The organism is Fluviicola sp. (assembly GCF_039596355.1).
Taxonomy (GTDB): Bacteria; Bacteroidota; Bacteroidia; order Flavobacteriales_D; family Crocinitomicaceae; genus Fluviicola.
Genome location: NZ_JBCNJW010000011.1, coordinates 38,031 through 60,605 on the forward strand (window position 1 = coordinate 38,031; position 22,575 = coordinate 60,605).

At 45.6% G+C, this 22,575-nt stretch carries 21 protein-coding genes; 5 read left to right on the forward strand and 16 right to left on the reverse strand.

All coding sequences use genetic code 11. From position 1 onward, the window contains the following. Positions 1 to 40: 40 nt before the first annotated feature. The 13 genes from ABDV94_RS16940 to mraZ all read right to left on the reverse strand — a co-directional run bounded on the left by ABDV94_RS16940 (position 41) and on the right by mraZ (position 16,540). Positions 41 to 3,190 carry a hypothetical protein gene (locus tag ABDV94_RS16940; RefSeq protein ID WP_343748404.1) on the reverse strand — a complete coding sequence of 1,050 codons (3,150 nt, stop codon included), beginning with the start codon at positions 3,188 to 3,190 and terminating at the stop codon, positions 41 to 43. A 156-nt stretch (positions 3,191 to 3,346) separates the two neighbouring features. Further along, positions 3,347 to 4,153, reverse strand: a complete 807-nt coding sequence (locus ABDV94_RS16945) for a hypothetical protein (protein WP_343748405.1) — start codon at positions 4,151 to 4,153, stop codon at positions 3,347 to 3,349. Continuing rightward, entirely contained in the window at positions 4,154 to 5,518 is a 1,365-nt protein-coding gene (gene murC, locus ABDV94_RS16950; protein WP_343748406.1) for a UDP-N-acetylmuramate--L-alanine ligase, read from the reverse strand. Between the two features lie 112 nt (positions 5,519 to 5,630). Further along, entirely contained in the window at positions 5,631 to 6,740 is a 1,110-nt protein-coding gene (gene murG, locus ABDV94_RS16955; RefSeq protein ID WP_343748407.1) for an undecaprenyldiphospho-muramoylpentapeptide beta-N-acetylglucosaminyltransferase, read from the reverse strand. Beyond that, complete coding sequence (locus tag ABDV94_RS16960; protein ID WP_343748408.1) at positions 6,737 to 7,912, reverse strand: FtsW/RodA/SpoVE family cell cycle protein; 1,176 nt, start codon at positions 7,910 to 7,912, stop codon at positions 6,737 to 6,739. Before ABDV94_RS16960 ends, murG begins: the two co-directional genes overlap by 4 nt. A gap of 3 nt (positions 7,913 to 7,915) precedes the next feature. Further along, positions 7,916 to 8,383 (reverse strand): hypothetical protein, encoded by a 468-nt coding sequence (locus ABDV94_RS16965; protein WP_343748409.1) that lies wholly within the window; start codon positions 8,381 to 8,383, stop codon positions 7,916 to 7,918. 10 nt (positions 8,384 to 8,393) lie between these two features. Next, entirely contained in the window at positions 8,394 to 9,737 is a 1,344-nt protein-coding gene (murD, locus tag ABDV94_RS16970) for a UDP-N-acetylmuramoyl-L-alanine--D-glutamate ligase (RefSeq protein ID WP_343748410.1), read from the reverse strand. After that, on the reverse strand, positions 9,737 to 10,987 hold the full coding sequence (gene mraY / locus ABDV94_RS16975; RefSeq protein ID WP_343748411.1) for a phospho-N-acetylmuramoyl-pentapeptide-transferase: 1,251 nt from the start codon (positions 10,985 to 10,987) through the stop codon (positions 9,737 to 9,739). The genes murD and mraY overlap by 1 nt, the downstream gene beginning before the upstream one ends. Positions 10,988 to 11,075: 88 nt before the next feature. After that, a complete protein-coding gene (locus ABDV94_RS16980) occupies positions 11,076 to 12,536 on the reverse strand; it encodes a UDP-N-acetylmuramoyl-L-alanyl-D-glutamate--2,6-diaminopimelate ligase (RefSeq protein WP_343748412.1) in 1,461 nt (486 codons plus the stop codon). Further along, on the reverse strand, positions 12,533 to 14,635 hold the full coding sequence (locus ABDV94_RS16985; protein ID WP_343748413.1) for a penicillin-binding protein: 2,103 nt from the start codon (positions 14,633 to 14,635) through the stop codon (positions 12,533 to 12,535). The genes ABDV94_RS16980 and ABDV94_RS16985 overlap by 4 nt, the downstream gene beginning before the upstream one ends. Then, positions 14,628 to 15,173, reverse strand: a complete 546-nt coding sequence (locus ABDV94_RS16990) for an FtsL-like putative cell division protein (RefSeq protein ID WP_343748414.1) — start codon at positions 15,171 to 15,173, stop codon at positions 14,628 to 14,630. The genes ABDV94_RS16985 and ABDV94_RS16990 overlap by 8 nt, the downstream gene beginning before the upstream one ends. Continuing rightward, positions 15,163 to 16,089 (reverse strand): 16S rRNA (cytosine(1402)-N(4))-methyltransferase RsmH, encoded by a 927-nt coding sequence (gene rsmH / locus ABDV94_RS16995; RefSeq protein WP_343748520.1) that lies wholly within the window; start codon positions 16,087 to 16,089, stop codon positions 15,163 to 15,165. The genes ABDV94_RS16990 and rsmH overlap by 11 nt, the downstream gene beginning before the upstream one ends. Next, complete coding sequence (mraZ, locus tag ABDV94_RS17000; protein WP_343748415.1) at positions 16,079 to 16,540, reverse strand: division/cell wall cluster transcriptional repressor MraZ; 462 nt, start codon at positions 16,538 to 16,540, stop codon at positions 16,079 to 16,081. The genes rsmH and mraZ overlap by 11 nt, the downstream gene beginning before the upstream one ends. Before the next feature lie 365 nt (positions 16,541 to 16,905). On the opposite strand from mraZ, the gene ABDV94_RS17005 reads away from it, so the two are divergent. Beyond that, positions 16,906 to 17,373: a hypothetical protein gene (locus ABDV94_RS17005; protein ID WP_343748416.1), complete on the forward strand. Its 468-nt coding sequence runs from the start codon at positions 16,906 to 16,908 to the stop codon at positions 17,371 to 17,373. A 489-nt stretch (positions 17,374 to 17,862) separates the two neighbouring features. Here the strand turns inward: ABDV94_RS17005 and ABDV94_RS17010 are convergent, their stop codons facing one another. Beyond that, positions 17,863 to 18,564, reverse strand: coding sequence for an RluA family pseudouridine synthase (locus ABDV94_RS17010; RefSeq protein WP_343748417.1), 702 nt, complete (start codon positions 18,562 to 18,564; stop codon positions 17,863 to 17,865). A 136-nt stretch (positions 18,565 to 18,700) separates the two neighbouring features. On the opposite strand from ABDV94_RS17010, the gene yihA reads away from it, so the two are divergent. Continuing rightward, positions 18,701 to 19,315 (forward strand): ribosome biogenesis GTP-binding protein YihA/YsxC, encoded by a 615-nt coding sequence (yihA, locus tag ABDV94_RS17015; RefSeq protein WP_343748418.1) that lies wholly within the window; start codon positions 18,701 to 18,703, stop codon positions 19,313 to 19,315. 96 nt (positions 19,316 to 19,411) lie between these two features. Here yihA and ABDV94_RS17020 read toward each other — a convergent pair whose 3' ends face one another. Then, positions 19,412 to 20,431, reverse strand: coding sequence for an NAD-dependent epimerase/dehydratase family protein (locus ABDV94_RS17020; RefSeq protein WP_343748419.1), 1,020 nt, complete (start codon positions 20,429 to 20,431; stop codon positions 19,412 to 19,414). Between the two features lie 147 nt (positions 20,432 to 20,578). Here ABDV94_RS17020 and ABDV94_RS17025 point away from each other — a divergent pair, with 147 nt between their 5' ends. After that, positions 20,579 to 20,899 carry a hypothetical protein gene (locus tag ABDV94_RS17025; RefSeq protein ID WP_343748420.1) on the forward strand — a complete coding sequence of 107 codons (321 nt, stop codon included), beginning with the start codon at positions 20,579 to 20,581 and terminating at the stop codon, positions 20,897 to 20,899. On the opposite strand, the gene ABDV94_RS17030 is transcribed toward ABDV94_RS17025, so the two are convergent. Beyond that, a complete protein-coding gene (locus ABDV94_RS17030) occupies positions 20,896 to 21,255 on the reverse strand; it encodes an MGMT family protein (RefSeq protein WP_343748421.1) in 360 nt (119 codons plus the stop codon). The two genes, ABDV94_RS17025 and ABDV94_RS17030, sit on opposite strands and share 4 nt — an antisense overlap. A gap of 449 nt (positions 21,256 to 21,704) precedes the next feature. Between ABDV94_RS17030 and ABDV94_RS17035 the strand changes: the two genes are divergently transcribed. Beyond that, positions 21,705 to 22,025: a T9SS type A sorting domain-containing protein gene (locus ABDV94_RS17035; protein WP_343748422.1), complete on the forward strand. Its 321-nt coding sequence runs from the start codon at positions 21,705 to 21,707 to the stop codon at positions 22,023 to 22,025. A gap of 119 nt (positions 22,026 to 22,144) precedes the next feature. After that, the gene (locus ABDV94_RS17040) at positions 22,145 to 22,516 is read left to right on the forward strand and encodes a DMT family protein (RefSeq protein WP_343748423.1); all 372 of its coding nucleotides are present in this window, start codon (positions 22,145 to 22,147) and stop codon (positions 22,514 to 22,516) included. Positions 22,517 to 22,575: the final 59 nt, after the last annotated feature.

Below are 22,575 nucleotides of genomic sequence, written 5' to 3' on the forward strand. Positions count from 1 at the left end.
CTTTAAAAAAGCAAAGTAGTAGCAGTGAATCGGGTATCAATCAATCTTCCAATAAGACGCGCTCGGAACTTCCGTCTTCGTAGACCAGAATCACCAGTCCTCTCTGACTTTCCGATACGCGTTGCCCCAGCAAATTGGTTCGGTATAAAATTGTTTTGCTTGTGGTGCGGTTATCAATGGAAACCAGCTGGTTCGCCATCACTTTTGCACCGTCATTTTCTTTGTGAAACAAGCGGTAATAATTAATCGAATTAGAAGTATATGCCCCATCGCGCACCTGGTAGTGGTGTTTTTGATCCGAAGCAGCGCTCTCAGGCTGGACGGTTGTAACCAAATCCCAACTCACTCCGTCAGGACTTCGTTCCAGGATATAGTAATCCAGGTCGACCTCGTTTTCCGTTACCCAATACAGGAAATTCGCCTGCTCCTTCTTCTCGCCCTTGAATTCCAGCAAACCAACAGGCAGCGGATTGCAATCAATCACCGCAATCGCGCTTGTCATGGGACAGCCGTCACAACGGGTAACGGTCATCGTATAGGTTGTTGCTGCAGCCGGAGTTGCCGTAGCATTGATCGTTCCGGCTGTAAAACCAAGCGGAGACGATACCCAGGAATAATTGTACGTCGTGTTATCGGTAAATACCACATCATCGATACAAGCCGCCGGAGTTGCCACACTCGGCCCGCCGATCAGGGCAGCACCGGTATTTCTCCATTGATACACAATCCGTACGTTCTGCCCGCTGAAGTTGGACAGACTCAATGAAACATTGGTAAAGGTGGTGGACCCGGAATAAGGCCCCCCAAGTAAAATATTGGTCGCATTGGCCGTAATTGCCGTACCAGCAACAGGAGTAAAGGTCGTTGGAACAGCCCACACGGTCAATTCCGCCTGCCCCGATTGCCCGTTACACCGCCAGTTGAAACTGAATGTCGGACTGCAATAACTCGTCACCGAATAGTCTTTGTATGCAAAATTAATCGCAGTACGTGGTGAAATCCAGCTCCCGATCTCGTAGTTGTTGTTCCCGGTAGCCGTACCGATGTAGAGCGCTTTGGTTCCGTTTGCCGCCGCCGCCGTACCGTTATACCATTTATTGTAGGTTCCGTTGACCAGCGTAAACGAATTCGTTGATTCAAAGTTTTCCGTCTGCGTCACATACGTTTCTGCCGGCGCATTGGAAGTCAGGGAAACCGGAGTTCCTGAACAGGCATTTGCCGGATTCGCAGAAGTACTCAACGTTCCCAGTGGATGCACATAAACCGTCACACTTGCCGAACCGGTACACCCCGTAGTCGTGCTCACAGCCGTGTAGGTTGTTGTTGTTGCAGGTGAAACGGTCAAGGACGAATTCGCCGTACCAACCGGTGTTCCCGACTGGTTCCAGGTATAAGCTGTCATACTGGACGGCAGACTTAAAGTCACCGATGATCCCTGGCAGATAAACGGCGGCGCTGTAATCCCGAAGGTTCCTGAGCCAATCGTAATCTTGATATAATCCGTTCCCGAACAACCTTGTGCATTTGTTACAACTACCTGGTAGTAAATGGTTCCGGTTGGATTTGCCGTATAAGAAGCGCCAGTTGCCCCACCGATGTTTGCCCATCCGGTCGGAGCACCGGTCAACCAATTCGTACTGGTGGTCGATTGCCACTGGTACGTTCCTCCCCCACTTGCACTTAAGGTTACAGGGAAACCGGAACAAATGGTCTGATCCGGCCCCAAATTCGGAATTGGAGAGGCAGAAATAGTCACATTTACCTGGTCGGTAGAAGAACAATTTCCGGATATTGCTGTTAATGTATAAGTCGTATTTGAACTGGGCGAAACACTGATCGAAGCTCCGGTTTGCCCGGTACTCCACATGTAACTGGTTCCTCCCGATCCTGTCAGGGTAACCGATCCGTAATTCGTAATCCCGAATAGTCCAACCGTGGAACAAGCCACTTTATCCGGCCCGGCATTTGCAACCGGCGTCACCAGCGTATTGATCGGGTAAACCTGATTTAAAGGATTCCCGCACAAATCGTTCATATTGCTGACCGTCATGGAATAATTTCCCGGAGGCATGGACGGCGACACACCGATCACCACGCTGTTGGTTTTCCCGTTGACACAGTTGCTTGAAATCAAAGTAACCGTATAACCCGGAATCGCGAAATCGGATGCCTGAAGCGTGTTGCAATCGATGTATTCGGAGAAGTTGATCGTGAATGAGCTGGAAGCCGCACAGTTTGCACTGTAAGCGCTTGTTATCGTTGGTGGTACGTTGTCTACAATATTAACCGTTGAAGCAATGTTGTGGAAATTCAGCGTGAAACCGGCGTTATTTCCACCGTAATAGTTGATGCACAAGGCATACACTTTGGTCGTTTGAACCGACACTAAGGAGTTATTGGTTGTTCCGGAGGCATCCTGGGAATTGCTCGAACCCGAAGCATTCAAGCCCGTTGCTCCCTGCGTGGCGGAGTAGTTACACGACAACTGTGTTTTATTCGCACAGCCGTTGGTGATGTCCCACAGCACAAAATCGTAATCGGTAGAACCGGATGGATTGATCATGAAATCCAGGTTACCGTTGGTTTGCGGGGAAAAAGAATACCACACCGAACCACCGCTTCCGGTTCCGGAATAACAGCTTCCGCTGTCGTCGTTTACATTCCCGGTATTCTCGTATTGATTGGCAGATGTATTCACCGTTAAGTTGCTGCACAGCGGAATGGCTCCCACACAGTCACTCTCCGGAAGGGTTGCTTTTTCCATTCCCGATTGCGCAATCAGTTCTTCCATCGAAAGAGTCTGCACGATTCCTGCAAATCCGGGGCGCGTACCGACCGAAGATTTCGGATCGTAAACCAATGTGAATGCTTTTCCGTAAAAATCGAGGGGTTTATAGGTTCCGTCATACAAACCTACCAACTGAAGCGTGTCTTCGCCTTTGTAGATCCGCAACTCGCTCCCGCCGGGAATATCAATCATTGTAAAAAATGCATGAATATATCCGACAGGAGCTTTAATTGTTGCTTGCAAATATTCGTTTGGCATCTCTCCATTTTCGCCTCCTCCATCGAAGAAGCGTCCACTACCAAGCTGAACAGTTTGCAGATGGCTTAACGTAATATCCTGTTGTGCCACAGAACTAAAATACACAACAGTAAAAAGTAGTAGTAGTAGATTATTACGTTTCATCTATGCTCGTACAAATCGTAGTTTCAGTTTAATAAGACAAAGCTAGATGTACAAAAGCACATAATTAAGAGGGCTGCCCCCTCAAAAAAAAGTTACTAAATTTTAGTATTGATGAAATTCAACAAATGAGGATTAAAAATGTTTGGAAACAAACATTTACAAGGTGTCACGCAGGTACGTACACACCACCTGGTTGCGGTATTTGAGGTTGATGGTCTTGTATTTATTCCAGCCAACATAAGGAAGTCCGTTGGTGTAAAACACAATCAGTTTCTTCAGTTTTTCACTCACATCTTTTTCTGACGGAGCCGGTCCGAGCACAATGCGCTGCGCACCCACACGCGGAATGAGAATGAAATCGCCCCAACGGTCGCGGTGAATCTGGCTGATCTGGGCTGTTAAAAAGGCATTTTGGTGAATGACTTTCGAAATCCGGAAAATCTCATCCAGGCTACGTTCGCTTTTCAATTTCGGGTTTGCTTCGATGTCGCTCACCGTCAAGGTATCGGCTTTGTCTTTGATATTCCCGGTAAAAACGAGGATTCTTGCCGTGAAATTCGGGGAAGGATCCATTGTAGCTCCTTTGGAATCGACGTAAAAGCTTTCTCCGTATTGGTTGAAGACGCGTGCATACGGCTGTCGCACTTTCAACTGGATTCCCCAGTTTCCGCCCAGCTGCTTGTAAACGTTCACTTCTTCTACCTCGTGCATTTTGCGGATATGCTCTTCAATCGCCGTAGTGTTCAGGTTCTTCATCAATTGATTCGGATAGAACAGGTTCAGGCGTTTCAGGCGAACCAGCAATTCGTTTTCCGTTAGAAAGGCGTTTTCATCGACCACTGAAATAGAGACGTTCGGCTCCTGCACGATGGCCTCGTCCTGGCTTTTACCTGCCATGACAAGAACAGCAATCACTGCACCGGCAAACAAGCCCCACGCTGCTATTTTCAGTTTTCCTTTCACTTAGTGTTGTTCTAATATCTTTTTCAATTCCGGTACAATCCGGTCAATATCTCCCGCTCCGATCGTCAGCACCACGCCGTCGTGAATCGAAGCCGCCAGTTTCAATACTTCTTCCGGAGTTTTCAGACTTGCTTTCTCCCCGATCTTACGCACCAGCTCATCGCTCGTTACTCCCGGAATCGGTTCTTCCCGCGCCGGGTAGATCGGCATGATCACCGCTTCATCCAGTTTCGATAATTCGGCTACAAAACCGGGTTCAAAATCGCGGGTTCGCGAAAACAAATGTGGCTGAAAGATTCCCGTTACTTTTTTGTCCGGGTAAAGCAGGCGCACCGATGAAACCAGCGATGCAATTTCTGTCGGGTGGTGCGCATAGTCATCGATGTAGACCAGTTTTTCTGTTTTCACCTGGTATTCGAACCGGCGTTTAACTCCTTTAAATGTTTTTAGTCCGTTCCGGATTTCCGTTTCGGAAAGTCCCAGTTCGTTACACATAACTGCAACTGCCAGCGCATTTTCAGCATTGTGAATTCCCGGTAACCCCAAAACCACTTCTTTCCAGACTTCGTTTCCGAAATGAATGTCCATCAGGAATTTCCCGGACTCGTAATGCAGGTTTGTTCCGTTGACCTGCGCATCCGGAGCATTGACCCCGTATGAGATTCCTTTAAAACCGGTTTGTTTCAACGGCAGGTTGTATTTGTAAACGACCAGCTGCCCGTTGGTATGTTTGTCGGCATATTCCTGGAATCCTTCGCGGAACGCTTCTTCGGTTCCGTAGATATCCAAATGATCCGGATCCATTGCCGTAATGATACTGGCGAAAGGTTTCAGACGCAGAAAAGAACGGTCGAACTCGTCTGCTTCAATCACGGAGTAAACCGCTTCCGGTTCCACCAACACATTGGAATTGAAATTGGACGAGATTCCGCCCAGGAACGCTGAACAGTTCAAATGCGATTGACTCAGTACATAGGCCAGCATGGTGGAAGTGGTCGTTTTTCCATGCGTTCCGGCAACCCCTAACCCCTTGCTTGTTTGGGTAATCAATCCCAACACCTCGCTTCGTTTCAGCACGTGGTGTTTTTGCTGCACATAGACCAATTCTCCCATTGTTTTGGGAATAGCCGGCGTGTATACCACCAAAGTGGAATCCACATCCTGGAATGCCGTTGGAATATTCACCCCCAAGTCTTCGAAATGAACAGCGATTCCCTCCTGCTGCAAGGCATCTGTTAAAGGCGATGGTGTTTTATCATAGCCGGCCACCTCAAAACCTTTTGCTTTGAAATAACGTGCCAGAGCCGACATCCCGATTCCGCCGATGCCAATGAAATAAAACCGTTTAATGCTATTCAACTCCATTCTTTCAAACTTTCCCTTCGGAGAGGGACTGAGGGGGAGGATTTATTCAATCTTTCCGATTAAACGTTCTTCCCGCCAATTATTCAATCATTTTATTCGGCCACCTCCAAATTTATTTTGTAGCCAAGCTCTCAATCACATCTACAATATCTTTCGTTGCCTGCGGTTTTGCCATCCGTTTGATTGCAACACGCAATTCGTTCATGCGGCTGTCCTCTTTCAGCAAACCGATTGCTTCTGAAATCAATTGTTCTTTTGCAACATCATCTTTAATCAAAATCGCTGCATTGTTTTTCACCAAAGCCATCGCATTTTTGGTTTGGTGATCTTCCGAAACATTCGGAGACGGCACCAAGATAGTTGGTTTTCCAACGATGCACAATTCAGAGATCGACAAAGCTCCGGCACGCGACAAGATCACATCTGCAACAGCATAAGCAGCATCCATGCGGGCAATGAAATCCGTCACGAAAATCGGGGCTTTTTTACGAGCTTCCAACTCTTCTCTCATGGATTCGAAATAATATTTTCCGCATTGCCACAAAACCTGCACACCAGCCGCTTCCAGCTGATTCAGTCCGTAAAGCACACCTTCATTCATGGTTCGCGCTCCTAAACTTCCTCCCATTACGAAAATGGTTGGTTTTGCAGGATCAAGCATCGGAAATTCCTGAAACGCTGCTTCTTTCTGAATGGCCGTTTGATTCAATTCTTCCCGCACCGGGTTTCCTGTCATTCGGATGGTAGCCGGAGGAAAAACACGTTCCAATCCTTCGTATGCCGTACAAACTGCTTTTACTTTCTTCGCCAGCAAACGGTTTGTTTTCCCGGGATAGGAATTCTGTTCCTGGATCAATGTCGGGATTCCTAAACGCTGCGCCATTTTCAAGGTCGGACCGCTGGCATAACCACCTACTCCAATCACGACTTCCGGCTGAAAATCTTTCAAAATGTTTTTCGCCAGGGAAAGGCTCTTCAACAACTTAAACGGAAGCGCCAGGTTTTTCAGCGTGAATTTTCGCTGCAAACCAACAATCGGCAATCCGACAATTTTATATCCGGCAGCAGGAACTTTTTCCATTTCCATTTTGCCTTCTGCTCCTACAAACAGTATTTCTACCTGCGGATAGCGTTTTTTAATCTCATTGGCGATCGCCAGGGCCGGAAAAATATGCCCGCCTGTTCCACCTCCCGAAATCACTATTTTCTTCAATTCTTTCATGCAAACACACTTTCAGATTCAACCGAACTTTTTTCTTCCTGTTTCTGGGCAACTCCCTGAACAATTCCAATTCCCACACAGGCCATAATCATCGCCGATCCTCCCATTGCCAGGAAGGGCATGTTCTGTCCCGTAACCGGGAATATTCCCGTACAAACCATCATATTCACCGCTGCCTGCGAAAGGAGCAGAATTCCGATCCCCAAACAGACGTAGGTCTCAAAGAGCTGATCCGCCCGCAGCGCAATGCGCATAATCCGGTAGAGCAGAATGAGGTAAAACAGCACCAGGATCACTGCCGAAAACGACCCGAATTCCTCCACAAAAGACGCGTAGAAGAAATCGGCATAGGCTTCCGGGATAAATTCTTTCACTTTTCCCTTCCCGATTCCCTGCCCCAGGAAACCTCCCAGGTAAATAGCCTGCTCCGCATTGTTTGCCTGCAGGTTTCCGGCCTGATCGATGTCTCCGCTGTTCTCATAACGATTCGAAATCCGGTTCATCCACGTGTCGAAGCGCGGAAGGATGTTCAACTCCGGCAAAGCCTTGTGTAATCCCACCGCCATCACGAACAGGAGAATTCCTGCAAAGATGACCGTGAACAGTTTCGAGAAAGGTACTCTTCCGAGGAACAACATCGCGAAGGAAATCATGAACAAAATGGCCGCCGTTGAAAAGTTATCCTTAACAATCAATCCACAAATAATAACTATCGGCGCCATGATGGGCAAAAAGCCCTTCTTCCAATCGTTCAATTCATTCTTTTTCTTCACGAGCATCCGCGAAACATAGATCAACAGGGCCAGCTTCGCGAAATCCGACGACTGGAAGGTCAATCCCACAAACGGAATTTTCACCCAGCGTCCGGCTTCGTTTACCTTTGTTCCGAAGAACAGGGTGAAGATCAGCAACCCGATCGCCCCGTAATAAATCACCCGCGACAAACGGGAAATATACATCGGATCTCGTTTATGCACCCAGTACATCGCCAGCACCGCCAGCAAGATGTAGATGAAGTGCTTGAACAGGTATTTAAAGGGTGTTCCTCCTTCGATCTTCACCAAAATCGGAACGAAACTGTACACAGAAACCAACGAAAACCCAAGTAAGATGAGTGTAATCACCCAAATCACCAAATCTCCCTTAAAGTGTTTTCTTAGAAACTGTACCATGTGTTATTGATGTAGCCTGACAAAATTTTCAAAGATTTCCATCTTCGTTTTCCATTCATTTCCCTGAACGGTAAACAACAAAATATGCCGTGCTTTTTTATTCTTTTTTAAAAATTCCAGCGCATCTTCCAATGATTCGGTTCCTGTCACCAAAGACATTTCCGGAATGATATCCGAAGGAATGGAAAGCTGCGGATTGTCGAACTGGGCGCACCACTGAACGGAGCGCAGCGTTTCAGGATCGACCAGGGCCATTTCCTGAATAATTGCTTCATTCGACAACCAGAAAACAGGGAACGGAAATGTTGAAATCGTTGCAGCAAGTTCCGTTACAGCTGGTTTATACCAGGTAAACACATCCATACCCCACAGTTTCCCCAGGGGTCTGAGCGCCATTTTCTCCGCTGCTTCCAGCGATTCTTTGCGCGCCTGAAGCAGTTGATCCTGCTGACCGACTTTCTTGATTTCCATCGCTAAAAACTTAAAGTGAACGAACCGCCTCTTTAAATTGATTTCCTCTGTCTTCGTAATTCTCAAACAGGTCGAAGCTCGCGCATGCAGGAGACAACAAGACCGTTTCCTCTTTTTTCGCCAAACGGTAACCGTAAGCCACAGCTTCCATGGCAGAACCTGCTTCTACGATTGTTTCCACATGACCGGAAAACGTATCGATGATTTTCTGATTGTCTTTCCCCAGACAGATGATTGCTTTCACCTTTTCTTTTACCAGGTCAAGCAATTCGGAATAATCGTTTCCTTTATCCACACCACCGACAATCCAAACAGTCGGTTGTTCCATGCTTTCCAATGCAAACCAGGTTGAGTTTACATTCGTCGCTTTGGAATCGTTGATAAATTCAATTCCGTGCACCTTGGCAACAAATTCCAGGCGGTGTTCCACATTTACGAAGTCGGACAGACTCTCGCGCACAATTTCCTTGCGGATATCAAGGATTCTTCCCGTCAGCCCCGAGGCTAAGGAATTCTGGGTATTGTGCTTACCCTTCAAAGCCAGATCATGAATAGACATAGTGAATTGATTGTTAAAGTTTATGATGAGTTGTTTGTTTGCTACATATGCTCCTTCTTCAAAGACCTGAGTCAGGGAAAAAGGAAGTTTTTTTGCCGGAATGGAACGTTTCTCCATTTCCGCCTGGATGGTCGGATCATCTGCATTGTAGATGAAATAATCCGCCTCCGTTTGGTTGTTCAGGATCCGGAACTTCGCATTCACATACAGCTGCATGTTGTACTCGTAACGGTCCAAATGATCCGGAGTGATGTTTGTCAGGATCGCGATTTCCGCTTTGAAATCTTCCATGTCATCCAGCTGAAACGAACTCAGCTCCAACACGTAAATTTCATTGTCTTCCAGCGCTACCTGTTTCGCAAAGCTATAGCCCACATTTCCTGCCAGCCCGACATTCAATCCGGCTTTTTTCAGCATGTGATGGATCAGCATCGTGGTAGTCGTTTTCCCGTTACTTCCGGTAATACACACTTTCTTTGCCGTCGTGAAATAGCCCGCGAATTCGATTTCGGAAACGACCTTGATTCCTTTTTCGCGAACAGCTTTCATCACCGGTGCTTTTTCCGGAATTCCCGGCGACTTGATAACCAAATCAGCCTCCAGGATGCGCTCCATCGTATGCTTTCCATGCTCCCACTCGAGTTCGTACGTATTCAGTTCTGCCTGAAACGTATCTTTGATCGCGCCGAAATCAGAAACAAATACCTTTGCTCCTTTGACCTTTGCAAGGATCGCAGCACCGACACCACTTTCGCCGGCACCCAAAACAACTACTATTTTGTCCTGGATATTCATTAGCGCAGTTTCAGTGTTACGATGGATACCACAGCCAGCAGGATGGCTACAATCCAGAAGCGCGAAACGATTTTTGCTTCATGCAATCCCTTTTTCTGGTAATGGTGATGCAGCGGAGCCATCCGGAAAATACGGCGTCCTTCACCGAAGCGTTTCTTCGTATACTTGAAATAACCTACCTGCAAAATCACCGATAAATTCTCTACCAGGAAGATTCCGCACAATACCGGGATCAGCAATTCTTTCCGAATGGAAATCGCAAATACCGCGATGATTCCTCCCAAAGCCAAACTTCCGGTATCTCCCATGAAAACCTGCGCCGGGTAGCTGTTGTACCACAAGAACCCGATACATGCTCCCACGAATGCCGCGATGAAAATCACGAGCTCTTCCGCATACGGAACGTACATCACATTCAGGTAATCTGCGAAGTGCACATTGGAAGTGACGTAGGCCAAAACCGCCAGCGCAATTCCGGCAATGGCACTTGTTCCGGTAGCAAGCCCATCCAAACCATCGGTCATGTTTGCACCGTTTGAAACGGCAATTACAACGATGATCACAAACGGGATAAACAATACCCAGCCGTAGGATTTGTCGATATCACCGATCAGCCAGTTGTAATTGAACTCATTGTTCTTCACAAACGGAATCGTCGTTGTCATGTCGCGCGTCACAATCCACTTGGAAGGAATCGTGTCGATCACATCTTTGGAGTGCTGGTGCGTTACAAACGATTCTCCTGCCTGCAATTTGTAATCGGCAGAAACACGCTTGTGAACCTGTACGTCCGGATGGAAATACATGATTGATCCCACGATGATTCCCACACCGATTTGTCCAACCACTTTGAATTTCCCTTTCAGACCTTCTTTGTTCTTTTTAAACACTTTGATGTAGTCATCCAGGAACCCGATTGCTCCCAGCCAAACCGTTGCCAGCAACATGGTGATGACATACACGTTGTGCAGTTTTGCAAACAACAACGTTGGGATGAGGATCGCAGAAAGAATAATGATTCCTCCCATCGTCGGCGTTCCTGCTTTTTCCAATTGTCCTGCCAATCCCAGGTCGCGAACCGTTTCACCGATTTGCTGACGACGCAGCAGGTTGATCAGGCGTTTTCCGAAAATGATGGATACGATCAACGAAGTGATCAATGCCATCGCAGCGCGGAATGAGATATAATGAAACACTCCGGCTCCCGGGAAATCTAATTGTTCTAAGTAATTGAATAAGTACGTAAGCATGTTCTTATCTATTTAAAATTCTTTTTACCTGTCTTTATTCGCATGACCGCGCTAACGCTTGTCTCTATTTCAGAAGCAGTGCTTCTTCTCATTTTTTGAGTATCGTGAAGTAATTCTTAACTACATCGAAGTCATCAAACGGGTGTTTGACCCCATTGATTTCCTGATATTTTTCATGTCCTTTTCCTGCAATGAGGATAATGTCTTTCGGCTGCGCCAACGACACAGCCGTTTTAATTGCCTGGTCTCTGTCCAGAATGGAAAGAACCTTCATGGTCTGGTGTGCTCCGACCCCTGCTTCCATTTGTTTCAAAATTTCAGCCGGATCTTCTGTTCGAGGGTTATCTGAAGTCAAAATGACTTTATCGCTTAATTCACAGGCAATGCGGGCCATTTCGGGTCTTTTCAATGCATCCCGGTCACCTCCGCAACCAACCACCGTGATCACCTGCTCGTTTCGCGTGCGGATGTTTTCAATGGTTTTCAAGACATTTTCCAAGGCATCCGGTGTGTGTGCATAATCCACGATTGCTGTAATGTCTGCTTCGCTTTTCGTGAACTGAAAACGACCGTCAACCGATTCCAGTCTGCTCAAAACCGTGAGCACTTCCGTTGAATCGGAACCCAGCAGCTGGCTGATTCCGTATACCGTAGCGATGTTGTATGCGTTAAAATCCCCGATCAAACGCGTCCACAATTCAATTCCGTTGACCGTGAGCAGCAATCCGTTGAAGCTGTTCTCCAGCACTTTCACCTTGAAATCGGAATGTGTTTTCAGACCAAAAGTGGAAATCTTCGCTTTCGTGTTCTGAACCATCACCATCCCGTTCTTGTCATCGGCATTTACCAGCGCAAAAGCATCTTTCGGCAACTGATCAAAGAAGGCCTTTTTCGCCTCGATGTATGCCTTGAACGTTCCGTGGTAATCCAAATGGTCGTGCGTGATATTTGTGAAAGCGCCACCTCTGAAAACCAATCCTGCAATGCGGTGCTGCACGACAGCATGCGAGCTCACTTCCATGAAGCAATAAGAACACCCCTGAGCCACCATATCCGCCAACAACGCATTCAATGCAATCGGATCCGGTGTGGTGTGTGTAGAAGGAATTGCTTCTTTCCCGATCAGGTTGACTACCGTTGAGATCAAACCTACTTTGTAGCCCAGCCCGGTGTACAAATCGTGCAATAAAGTCGTGGTCGTGGTTTTCCCGTTTGTCCCGGTCACTCCCACCAGCTGCAATGACTGCGACGGATAATCATAAAAAGCATGCGCCAGTTCACCCAGTGCCTTTGCCGTTTCCGGAACAAGCAATACCGTGACATCTGCAGGAACATCCACCATTCGTTCTACCACCAATGCCTTACACCCTTGTGCCAGCACTTGCGGAATGAAATCGTGCGCATCTGCTTTCGTTCCTTTTACTGCAATGAAAAGCGTTCCCGGAAGTGCTTTGCGGGAATCCGACACCAACGCAGAAACCGTTACGTCAGCAGGACCTACCCACTCCGTTACGTTTGTTGCTTTTGCTATTTCATGTACGTTTTTCATTCCAATACTAATTCTATTAATCCTCCTGCTACTACCGGAGAACCGGCAGGAACTGTTTGTTTCACTACTTTTCCGTTTCCACGGATATACACATGCATTCCCAGCCGCTCAATGAGGTAAACGGCATCTTTTGCCGTCAGCCCGATCACACTCGGAACAGTCGTCGACGAGAGTTTTCTCGGAACGATTGATAAATTTGATCCGGATGAACGCACGTGTGACCATTCGCTGTAAGCATCCAGTTGATAAGGCAGGTGCAAACGTTTCAGAACTGTCAGCAAATCATTGATGTTTCCATCCTTCACTGCCGGTGCTTCTTTCACCCGCTTTTTCTCTTCATTGATTGCTTTGTGGTAATTCAATGAATTGGAATACACCTTGTTTGCAATCGCGGAAAATACCGTTCCGGAAACCGTTGCCCCGTAAATGTCTTTGGAAGGCGCTGCAACCACTACGATACAGGAATAAAGCGGTTCATCTGCCGGAAAGTAACCCACGAAAGAAGCCTGGTACGTTTTGTTTCCATCTTCTCCGTAGCGTCCGTTTTCGTTCTGAACAACCGCAGTTCCCGTTTTCCCGGCGATATCGAAGAGGGAAGATTTCAAGGCACTCCCTGTTCCGCGTTTCACAACTCCTTTTAAACATTCCTGCAGGGAGCGCAAGGTTTTATCCGAACAGATTTTCGGGCGAAGCACCACTGGCTTGTATGATTTCACAATGCGCTGACCTCTTCGAACGTGTTCCACAAATTGCGGACGAACCAGCGTTCCGTTGTTTGCCACCGCATTGTAAAAAGCAAGTGTTTGCAAAGGCGTCTGCTGCACCTCGTACCCGATTGCCATCCACGGAAGGGAAATCCCCGACCATTGTTTGGTTCCCGGAGCATACAGGGTTGGTTTTGGCTCTCCCTGCAAATCGATTCCCAGCGAATCACCGATTCCGAATGAGCGCAAACGGTCTACGAATAATTGTGGCTCTTTCCGGTATGCATTGAAAATCACTCGTGCAATGACATTCGAAGACAATTCAAAAGCTCTGCGAATCGTAATACGTCCGTAACCATACGGATTGGAATCATCCAGCTTCAGATTGTAGAACTGGTATGACCCCACGGCATTCACCGTATCGTCGAGACTGATTTTTTTATCTTCCAAAGCCGCCATCAATGTAGCCAGCTTGAAGGTCGACCCCGGAACTTCTTTTGTTCCGATCGCATGGTTATACAACTCGTAATAATCCCCGTCTGAAGCTTTTTGCAGGTTGGAAATAGCACGAACAAACCCCGTTTTCACATCCATTACGATCACACAACCACTTTTTGCACCCTGGTTTTTCAACTGGCGGTACAACTCGGAGTGTGCCACTTCCTGGATTTCCATGTCGAGTGACGTGATCAAATCTGCTCCTTCGATCGGTTCGCGAATCATTTTCCCCGTTTTCTTCCAGCCCGAAGAAATCTTTTGCTCTACTTCTTCTCCCGGTTCTCCGGCAAGTACTTCGTTGTATGCTCCCTCAATCCCGACGCGCAATTCTTTGGAATTCCCGTTATTCTGGTAGTACCCGAGCGTTCGTTTCAAAATCTCTCCGTGCGGACGTTTGCGCAGGATCGTTTCATCGGTATCGATCAAACCTCCTTTGTTTTGTCCCAGGTTGAAAATCGGAAGCTCTCTCAGGCGGTGACGCTGTTCGTTTGTTGCCTTGAGTTTGATCGTAATAAAACGTCTTCCTCTTGCTCTTCCCTTGCGGATGTAATTTTCAAAATCACGTGCGGAAGTTTCCGGGAACAACTTGTTCAAACCACGGCACAAATCACTGATCTCCTTATCGAAAACTTCCTGATCCACGACTGTCGGATCCATGTGTATGTCAAAGAACGACACCGAAGTAATCAACGGCGTATAATTTCTATCAAGCACCTCTCCGCGTCTCGGGTAACGTTTTACCGCGCGGGTCGGAATTTTCTCTTTGGTTGCGGCAAACAGCGAAGCACTTCCCTCCGACTGAATGATGACTGTTTTCACAATCACCACAATCAACGCAATGAAGAAACCTATGTAAATCAGGTAAGCCCGCCACATCAAGTCCTTTTTATCACTCATCGTCTGCCCGCTTTAATCGTATTACTTTCGCCGGATTGACCGTTTCTTTCAATCCTCTTTTCTCCAATGCCTGAACCAGGCGATAGCGGGAAGTCGATTCTTCCAGCCTTGCTTTGTTCTCAATATATTCTGCCGTCTGCGCATCTACATTTGCCTGCAGATCGGTAATGTCTTTTTGCAATTGCTTGCCGTAATATCCTTTTGCCACCATCAGCATCAACAGCAGCAGGATGAAAAAGATGAACGTCAGGTTGTTCAGTACAAAATCACGTGTCAGGATTTCCCCGTTCAACACCTGGATCAGCAAATTCTGTCGGCGCGGTTTAGCCGGCGTGATTTTTTTTCCTTTCGGAGTGGAAGTGTTTTCAACCGACTCCTTTTCTTTTACCGCCGATTTCTTCTCCGCTTTTACAGATTCCTTTCGCCTGGCCTTTCCTGCTTTTTCTTCCGGAATTTCCGTGGAATAGGTCTCACGAGCTGATTTCCCGCGTACAGCATCCATCGGATTTCCCTCCCGTTCTCTGTACTCATTTTCCATCATCCAATCGTTTAGCTATTCGCAGTTTTGCGCTTCTTGCGCGGGAATTCCGCTGAATTTCTTCTTCTGTCGGAAGGATCGGCTTACGATTCACTTCTTCGAAAGGCTTCAATACTTTTCCGAAAAAGTCTTTTTCAATCGAACCATCCAGGTTTCCGCGTTTCATCAGGTTTTTCACCAAACGATCTTCCAGGGAATGATACGACATCACCACCAAACGCCCGTCCGGTTTGAGCACTTCCGCTGTCTGGAGCAAGAATTTCTCCAGCACTTCCATTTCCTGGTTCACTTCAATGCGAAGCGCCTGGAATACCTGGGCAAAAAACTTATGATCTTTGAACTTCGGCGCCACAGGCATCAGAGCCTCCATCAATTCGCCGGTTGTTTTAATCTTTGATTTGTTTCGGGCCTTCACCAGCTCTACCGCTGTTTTGTAGGGATGATCCAACTCTCCGTATTTGCGGAAAATAGCAGCCAACTGTTCTTCATCGTATGTCTGAACAATTTTTGCAGCCGTAAAATCTCCCGCCTGGCTCATGCGCATATCCAACGCTTCATTGGAACGGATAGAAAACCCTCTTTTCGCATCGTCAAACTGATGGGAAGAAACACCCAAATCAGCCAGAATTCCATCTACAGCCGGAATCCCCAAAACCCGCAGGTGATTTTTGAGGAAGGCAAAATTAGCCGCTACAAAATGAAAGTTCGGAGCCTCCCATGCGTTTGCACGAGCGTCCGGATCCTGATCAAAAACGATCAGTTTTCCTTCCGGAGAAAGTTTTTCGAAGATTGCACGGGAATGTCCGCCACCACCAAAGGTAACGTCTACGTAAACGCCGTCCGGATTAATAGCTAATCCATCAAGACACTCCTGTAACATGACAGGCACGTGGTATGTCGCATCGTTATTCGTCATCATTCCCTAAATCACCCATTACTTCATCTGCCAAATCAGCAAAATCAGCCATGTTTCCATCAATCAGTTGGAAATACTTGTCTTTGTCCCAGATCTCAATTCGATCGTTGTATGCGATCAGCATCACATCCTTATCCAAACCTACACGCTCCATGTGCATCACCGGAATCAGGAGTCTCCCTGCATTATCCAGCGCCAGTTGCTTTGCCCCCTGATGAAACAAGCGGTAAAACATCCGGTTTTGTGGTTTGAACAGGTTCAGTTTTGACAATTTCGCCGACAGCTTTTCCCACTCGTTCATCGGGTAAAGCGTCAAACAGTCTTCAAAACCTTTGTTCAACATGAATTGTTCCTGAGCCTCGGGAGAGAGTTGTTTGCGCAACCCTGCAGGGAAGAGGAATCGTCCTTTTCCGTCCAGTTTTACTTCAAATTCTCCTACAAGACCAGCCATAGCTATTAATAATGGGTAAAATTAGGGAGAATCACCCACTTTTTACCACCAAATTACACTTTGTTGATAACTTCTAACGTAATCAACGCATACAAGGTTACAACATTTGATTCAAAAATACTGATTTTACTGATTTTTTATGTTTTCAGAATAAAGTGGTAAAAAGTGGTAACAAATGATCGATTGTGGAAAAAATGTGGTGAAGTGATGGTGGGTAACAACCATGCAAAATGGAAAATTCAGGAACAGTCAACTAAACTTAACGGTTCTTCTAAACGAAGAATCAGTAAAACCATCAAATTGATTCAGAATTGATTATCTTCACACACCTCAATAAAACACCACTATTTAAAAGCTGGAAATTCATGAAACACCTCTTCTTTCTATTCCTGTTATTCCACCAGGGAAAGGCCCACAGTCAAACAGCCCTTGAATGGGTCCAACTCAGCTCATTCGACACCATCGACTTCCCGGGTCAAAAATTAGTCTTTAAGCAATCTTGCGTCCACAAAGCAGACAGTATTATCGCAAACGGTTCCGCCACTTTTTTACGTGCCGGTATCGCCGGACTCGGAACATGTTCCTTTTCCACCACCTTCAAAGACACCATTATTAGTAAAGTGGAACTTTTTTCTTCAGATAAAAAGAGCCGGGATCAATTCCTCGCGTATTTCACTGCATTGACAAATAATCAGTACACGATTATTCCTGATAAAAAACACATTCAGTATACCGGCTATTTCACCAGTCAGGAACAAAGAGTAAAAGCAGTATTTTACAGCTCCAAAAACAGAAAAAAGACGCAGATTATTCTAACCGTTGCTGAAAATTGAATATTTACAGTCAAAATAATTTCATTTCGTATTTTTCCTTCGAAACAACAATCCGACTGAAAATCAGAAAACTAAAGGGATTTAGCATTTTTCCCAACCTAAAATTGCGGAAAACCACATTTGCATTTTCAGTATTTATACGGTTGCACAATCCTTTTTAACGCCATACATTTGTATCATCACTATTCGCAAGAGTTAGACGGAAAATCCGGGGAGAACATCGCCGGATCCGGATAACTTAAAAGATCGAATACGACCGGGAAATTTGGTTATTTCCGATAAAGGCGGTAACTTTCCCTGTCTGTTCTGATAAAATTGTTCTAAATAAAACAAAATATTGAGTTAACATGTTCCTGAAAGACATGTCTCGAAAAGCACTCTTACGCAAGAGTTAGTTAGGTTAAGTTGTAGTAGAAAAGCCCTTTGAATTTTTGTTCAAAGGGCTTTTTCCTTTTCAGGGCTTTTTGATATGTTTCACTTAAACTGCTTTTACTCAGCATTAAAAAACCGGTTCCAGAAATCCGGGAGTGGCGCTTGCAGATCGATTGCTTCGCTGGTAAACGGCTGGCGAAACTTCAATTGATATGCATGCAAAAACAACTCGTGAATCCCCAATTCCTCCTGGAAATAATGGTTATGGTGCCGGTTCCCGTATTTCGGGTCGTTGATGATCGGATGTGTCATTTTATTGGCATGAATCCGCAATTGATGCATTCTTCCAGTCACCGGAACCATTTCAACCAGGCTGTAGCGTTGTTTTTCATAGGGCGGAATCACGTAATCCCGTTCAAACTGTTCCAGGCATCGGAACCTGGTTTCCGCATCTTTGTAATTGCCCCGATCGTTTTTCACCGGGGAATCAACCACCCCTTCTTCCGGCACAAAACCGCGCAGCAAAGCCAGGTACTTCTTCTCTATTTCGTTTTTATCGAACAAAATCTGAAATTCGGACACCCACTCCGCTTTCTTTGAAAAAAGCAACAATCCGGATGTTTTACGATCCAGGCGGTGAACAGGACTCGCTTCCGGGTATCCCGATTCCCGGATCAAATCAGTCAAGGAAGTTTCCTCGATATTCCGGGCGTAGTATGAGTGATGTACAATCAGGTTACTGGGTTTATCCACCACCAGACAATGGGCATCTTCAAATACAATATGCAACTGATCCTGGCTCAAATTTTCGTTTTTCAAAAGCCCAAAGTTAGCCTTCCCGGAATTTACAGCATCAAAACCGGGAAGAAAAACCCATTCCATCCTTCATTTGCCGGATTTCAACATCCGCTCCGAACAAAAATATTCTCGTACCTTTGCAAAAAAATAAAAAGACATGATTATCAAGGAAGCAACATTCGTCATCAGTAATACGGATATCAATTTATGCCCGAAAGACGGCTTGCCTGAGTACGCATTTATTGGTCGTTCGAATGTAGGAAAGTCTTCCCTGATCAACATGTTGGTCGATAAGAAAGATTTGGCAAAAACTTCCGGAAAACCGGGAAAAACGCAATTGATTAACCATTTTATGATTAACCAGGAATGGTACCTGGTAGATTTACCGGGCTACGGTTATGCAAAGGCATCCAAATCAAGCAGAAACCAGTGGGAAAAGTTTATTTCCGAGTACCTGACCAAGCGCGAAACCCTGATTAACATTTTCGTTTTGATCGATTCCCGACTGGAACCGCAAAAAATCGATTTGGAATTCATGACCTGGTGTGCCGAAGAACAACTTCCGTTCTCCATGGTTTTCACGAAAATCGACAAATTATCCAGCTCTGCACTACAGAAAAACCTGGCTGCCTACAAGAAGGAAATGCTGAAATACTGGGAATCACTTCCCCCGGTTTTCACTACGTCCAGCGAATCGCAGTTCGGGAGAGAAAAAATCCTGAATTACATTGAGCAGATCAATTCAGACCTGGAGAAAAGTCAACAGCAGTAATAATCACAATTCAAAAGTCAAAATTCAAAAACATTGAATTAGAGATTAAAGTTTCAGAGATTCGTTTTTGACTTTTAAATTTTGAATTTATGACTTTTAAAGTTCGTTCATTCTGCCCCGAATCGTTGTCTCAATCGTGTCTTCGAGGTCTGTGAATGTGAATTCCGGGAAATCACGGAGTAATTTTTCATTCGAGAAAGCTGATTTTCCCTGCGAGCTTCGGGCGCTTTCTTTGGTTATCGTAGGACGTGTTCCTGTAAATCTTCCCCAGGCTCCCGACAAACGCCATGCAAGTCCGGTTAAAAACGGCCCTGCTTCAACAGAAGGCGCTTTTACGTGAAGTTGACGGCAAATCCGGTCGAATAATTCCCTGAATGGAATATTGGTTCCGGTTACCAGGTAGCGCTCCCCGGTTTTTTCCGTTTCAATCAGTTTCAGGATCAATGATGAGACATCCCGCACATCTACAAATGCGTTGGAACCTCCGGTATAGAATTTCAGTCCTATGTTCAGGGTGCGGAAAATCGTCAGTGAACTCTCTTCCCAGGATCCCGGGCCAAACATCACACTCGGGTTCACGATGGAAACCGGCAATCCTTCTTCCGCAGCACGCCACACTTCTTTTTCAGCACTGAACTTGGAAAGCGAATAACCACTCACCTCATCATTCGGGTTCCAGGAATTGGATTCCCGCTTCAATCCGTCTGTATGTACAGAATCACTTCCGATGGCCGCTGTCGAAGAAACGTATACGAATTGTTTCACTTCCGAACTCAGGGCAAAGTTGACCAGGTTGGCCGTTCCCTGCCGGTTGACTTTGAACAGGGCATTGAAATCCCGGCGATGAAAAGAAACCAAAGCCGCACAATGCACCACTTTATCGATTCCCATCAGAGATTCTTCCACATCGCTTAAATCCAGGATATCCCCCTGAAACCAGCTCAATTTGGCTGCTAAAGAGGTATCTTCTTCGGGATAATAGAATTTCAGCAGGCGGAAAACCACTTCTTTCCGCGACTCTTCCCGGTACATGGCACGCACCTCGTATCCGCTACGCAGCAAATCAACCACTACATGTGATCCAAGGAGCCCGGTTGCACCTGTAACCAAAATCATCTCCACAAATGTAATCAGTAATCTGAAGCGAGAATTATGGTACGCAGAATATTCATCAGGATAATTGATCGAAAAGAATGACTATTTAACGATTTTGAACAAACAAACGATTTTTTTTATCAGATGCTTTCTTCGTATCTTTGAAGTATGAAATGGAAAAATTTACTACAACTCCTTTCAGTCATTTCTATTTTTGCGTTAATGAGTTCCTGCCAGTCAGAGTATGAGCGCCAAATGGAGCATGCCAAAAAGTTAGTTGAAAAAGAGCGTACATTATTGAATCAGATGGGGGAAATGGAAACCGTCTCTTACAGCTATAAGACCCTGGAGTCAATTCAGAAAGAGCTTTTCTTCCGCTCACATATTTCCGGAAACGAAGAATTGTTTAACGAGCAAGTCAAAAATTACCGGACCGATTGCGAAATGAGAGCCAATAAATCACAGCAATTGATTTCCAAATTTCCTTAATCGATTTCCAGTTCGGTCATTGGATTCCAAAAAACCGCTTTCCAGTTTACAATCTTGTCATCTACTACTTCAACTCCTTCCAACTGTAACAATTCCTCCATTTTTGTCGGTGTTTCAAAGTGCATCTTCCCGGTGAGCATTCCGTTTCTATTGACGACGCGCTGAGCCGGAACACCTTCCTGTCCGTGAGCAGCATTCATTGCCCAACCCACCATCCTGCTCCCGCTTTTTGCTCCCAAATAGGCCGCAATAGCACCATAAGAGGTTGCTCTTCCCTTTGGAATCAGGCGTACGACCTGGTACACGCGGTCGAAAAAGTCGGCATTTGCTTCTGAAAGTTTGATTGGTTTAACCATGAACTAAATATAATTGAAAATGGAGATTTGCATTACAAACCTTTAGCATTTGTGAACAAATTAATGAGACTGAGAAAAATTTCATCATCACCAAACAACTTGCAAGATCCGCGTCTTCTGTTGGCGCGAATGTGAGAGAAGCAAGAAATGCAGAAAGTAAAAATGATTTTATTCATAAATTATCAATTGCTCTGAAAGAATGTGATGAATCGATCTATTGGCTTGAATTACTGATTGAATTAAGTAAATCAAAAAAAGAGGATTTAAATCTGTTGAAAGATGAATCTGAGCAACTAATGAAGATACTGAGTACCATTATTTTGAAGTCGAAGGAAAACTCTACCTGGACAAAGAGATAATCCATCTTCTCAATTCTCCATTTTCAATTTTAACTTTTTCTTGTAACGTTCGCAAATAACTCCGGTTATTAAAGCAAATCCAAAGAACCCATGAAAACCTTCATTTTGTTAAGTGGACTTTTCCTTATTTCCACTTCATTACACGCTCAGATGGCTGATCCTCCGGAAGAAAATTCGCTTCCGAACTGGGATCTCAAAGTGTACCCGAATCCGACAAGTGATCTGCTGATCGTTTCTTCCTCCATTGAAATCAAGGACATTACACTCATCGACCTGAACGGACAGGTAATCAAGAACCGTGCGATGCCGAACTGGTGTTTTTCGCTGCACGACTTACCTGCAGGCTGGATCTTTGTCTATGTTGAAAGCTCCGACGGAAGAATCGAAAAGAAAAATGTCTATAAAAATTAATCTGCAAACTTGCTGCTTTTTACATCTCAGCAAAGCAACCGAATCCCGTTCTTGTTAAACCTGGACGGGATTTCTGCTTCCATATCGAAATACAATTTTTAACTTTGTAAAAAAAGTGTATGAGAGCCATCCTCACAGTTGTTCTATTACTTATTTCGAATTCATTTATGACCTACGCATGGTATGGTCATTTACGCGATAACCCGGACGCTAAAAAAACCGGTTTTTGGGTTTTTGCGGTAACCATTCTGACAAGTTGGGGAATTGCCCTTTTTGAATACGTTTTTATGGTTCCGGCAAACAAACTGGGGTATCAGGGGAACGGAGGTCCGTTTTCGCTCATCCAGTTAAAAATCATCCAGGAAGTTGCTTCTCTCGTAATCTTCATGGTGTTTTCAGTGATTTTTTTCAAAGACGAAGCCCTCAAGTGGAATCATGCGGTGGCGTTTTTGCTGATTCTGATTGCGGTTTATTTGGTGTTTAAAAAGTAGTTTTCGACTTCGCTCAAACTACTTAAACTTAGCTGAACCACCCCGTTTTTTTCGCTGGT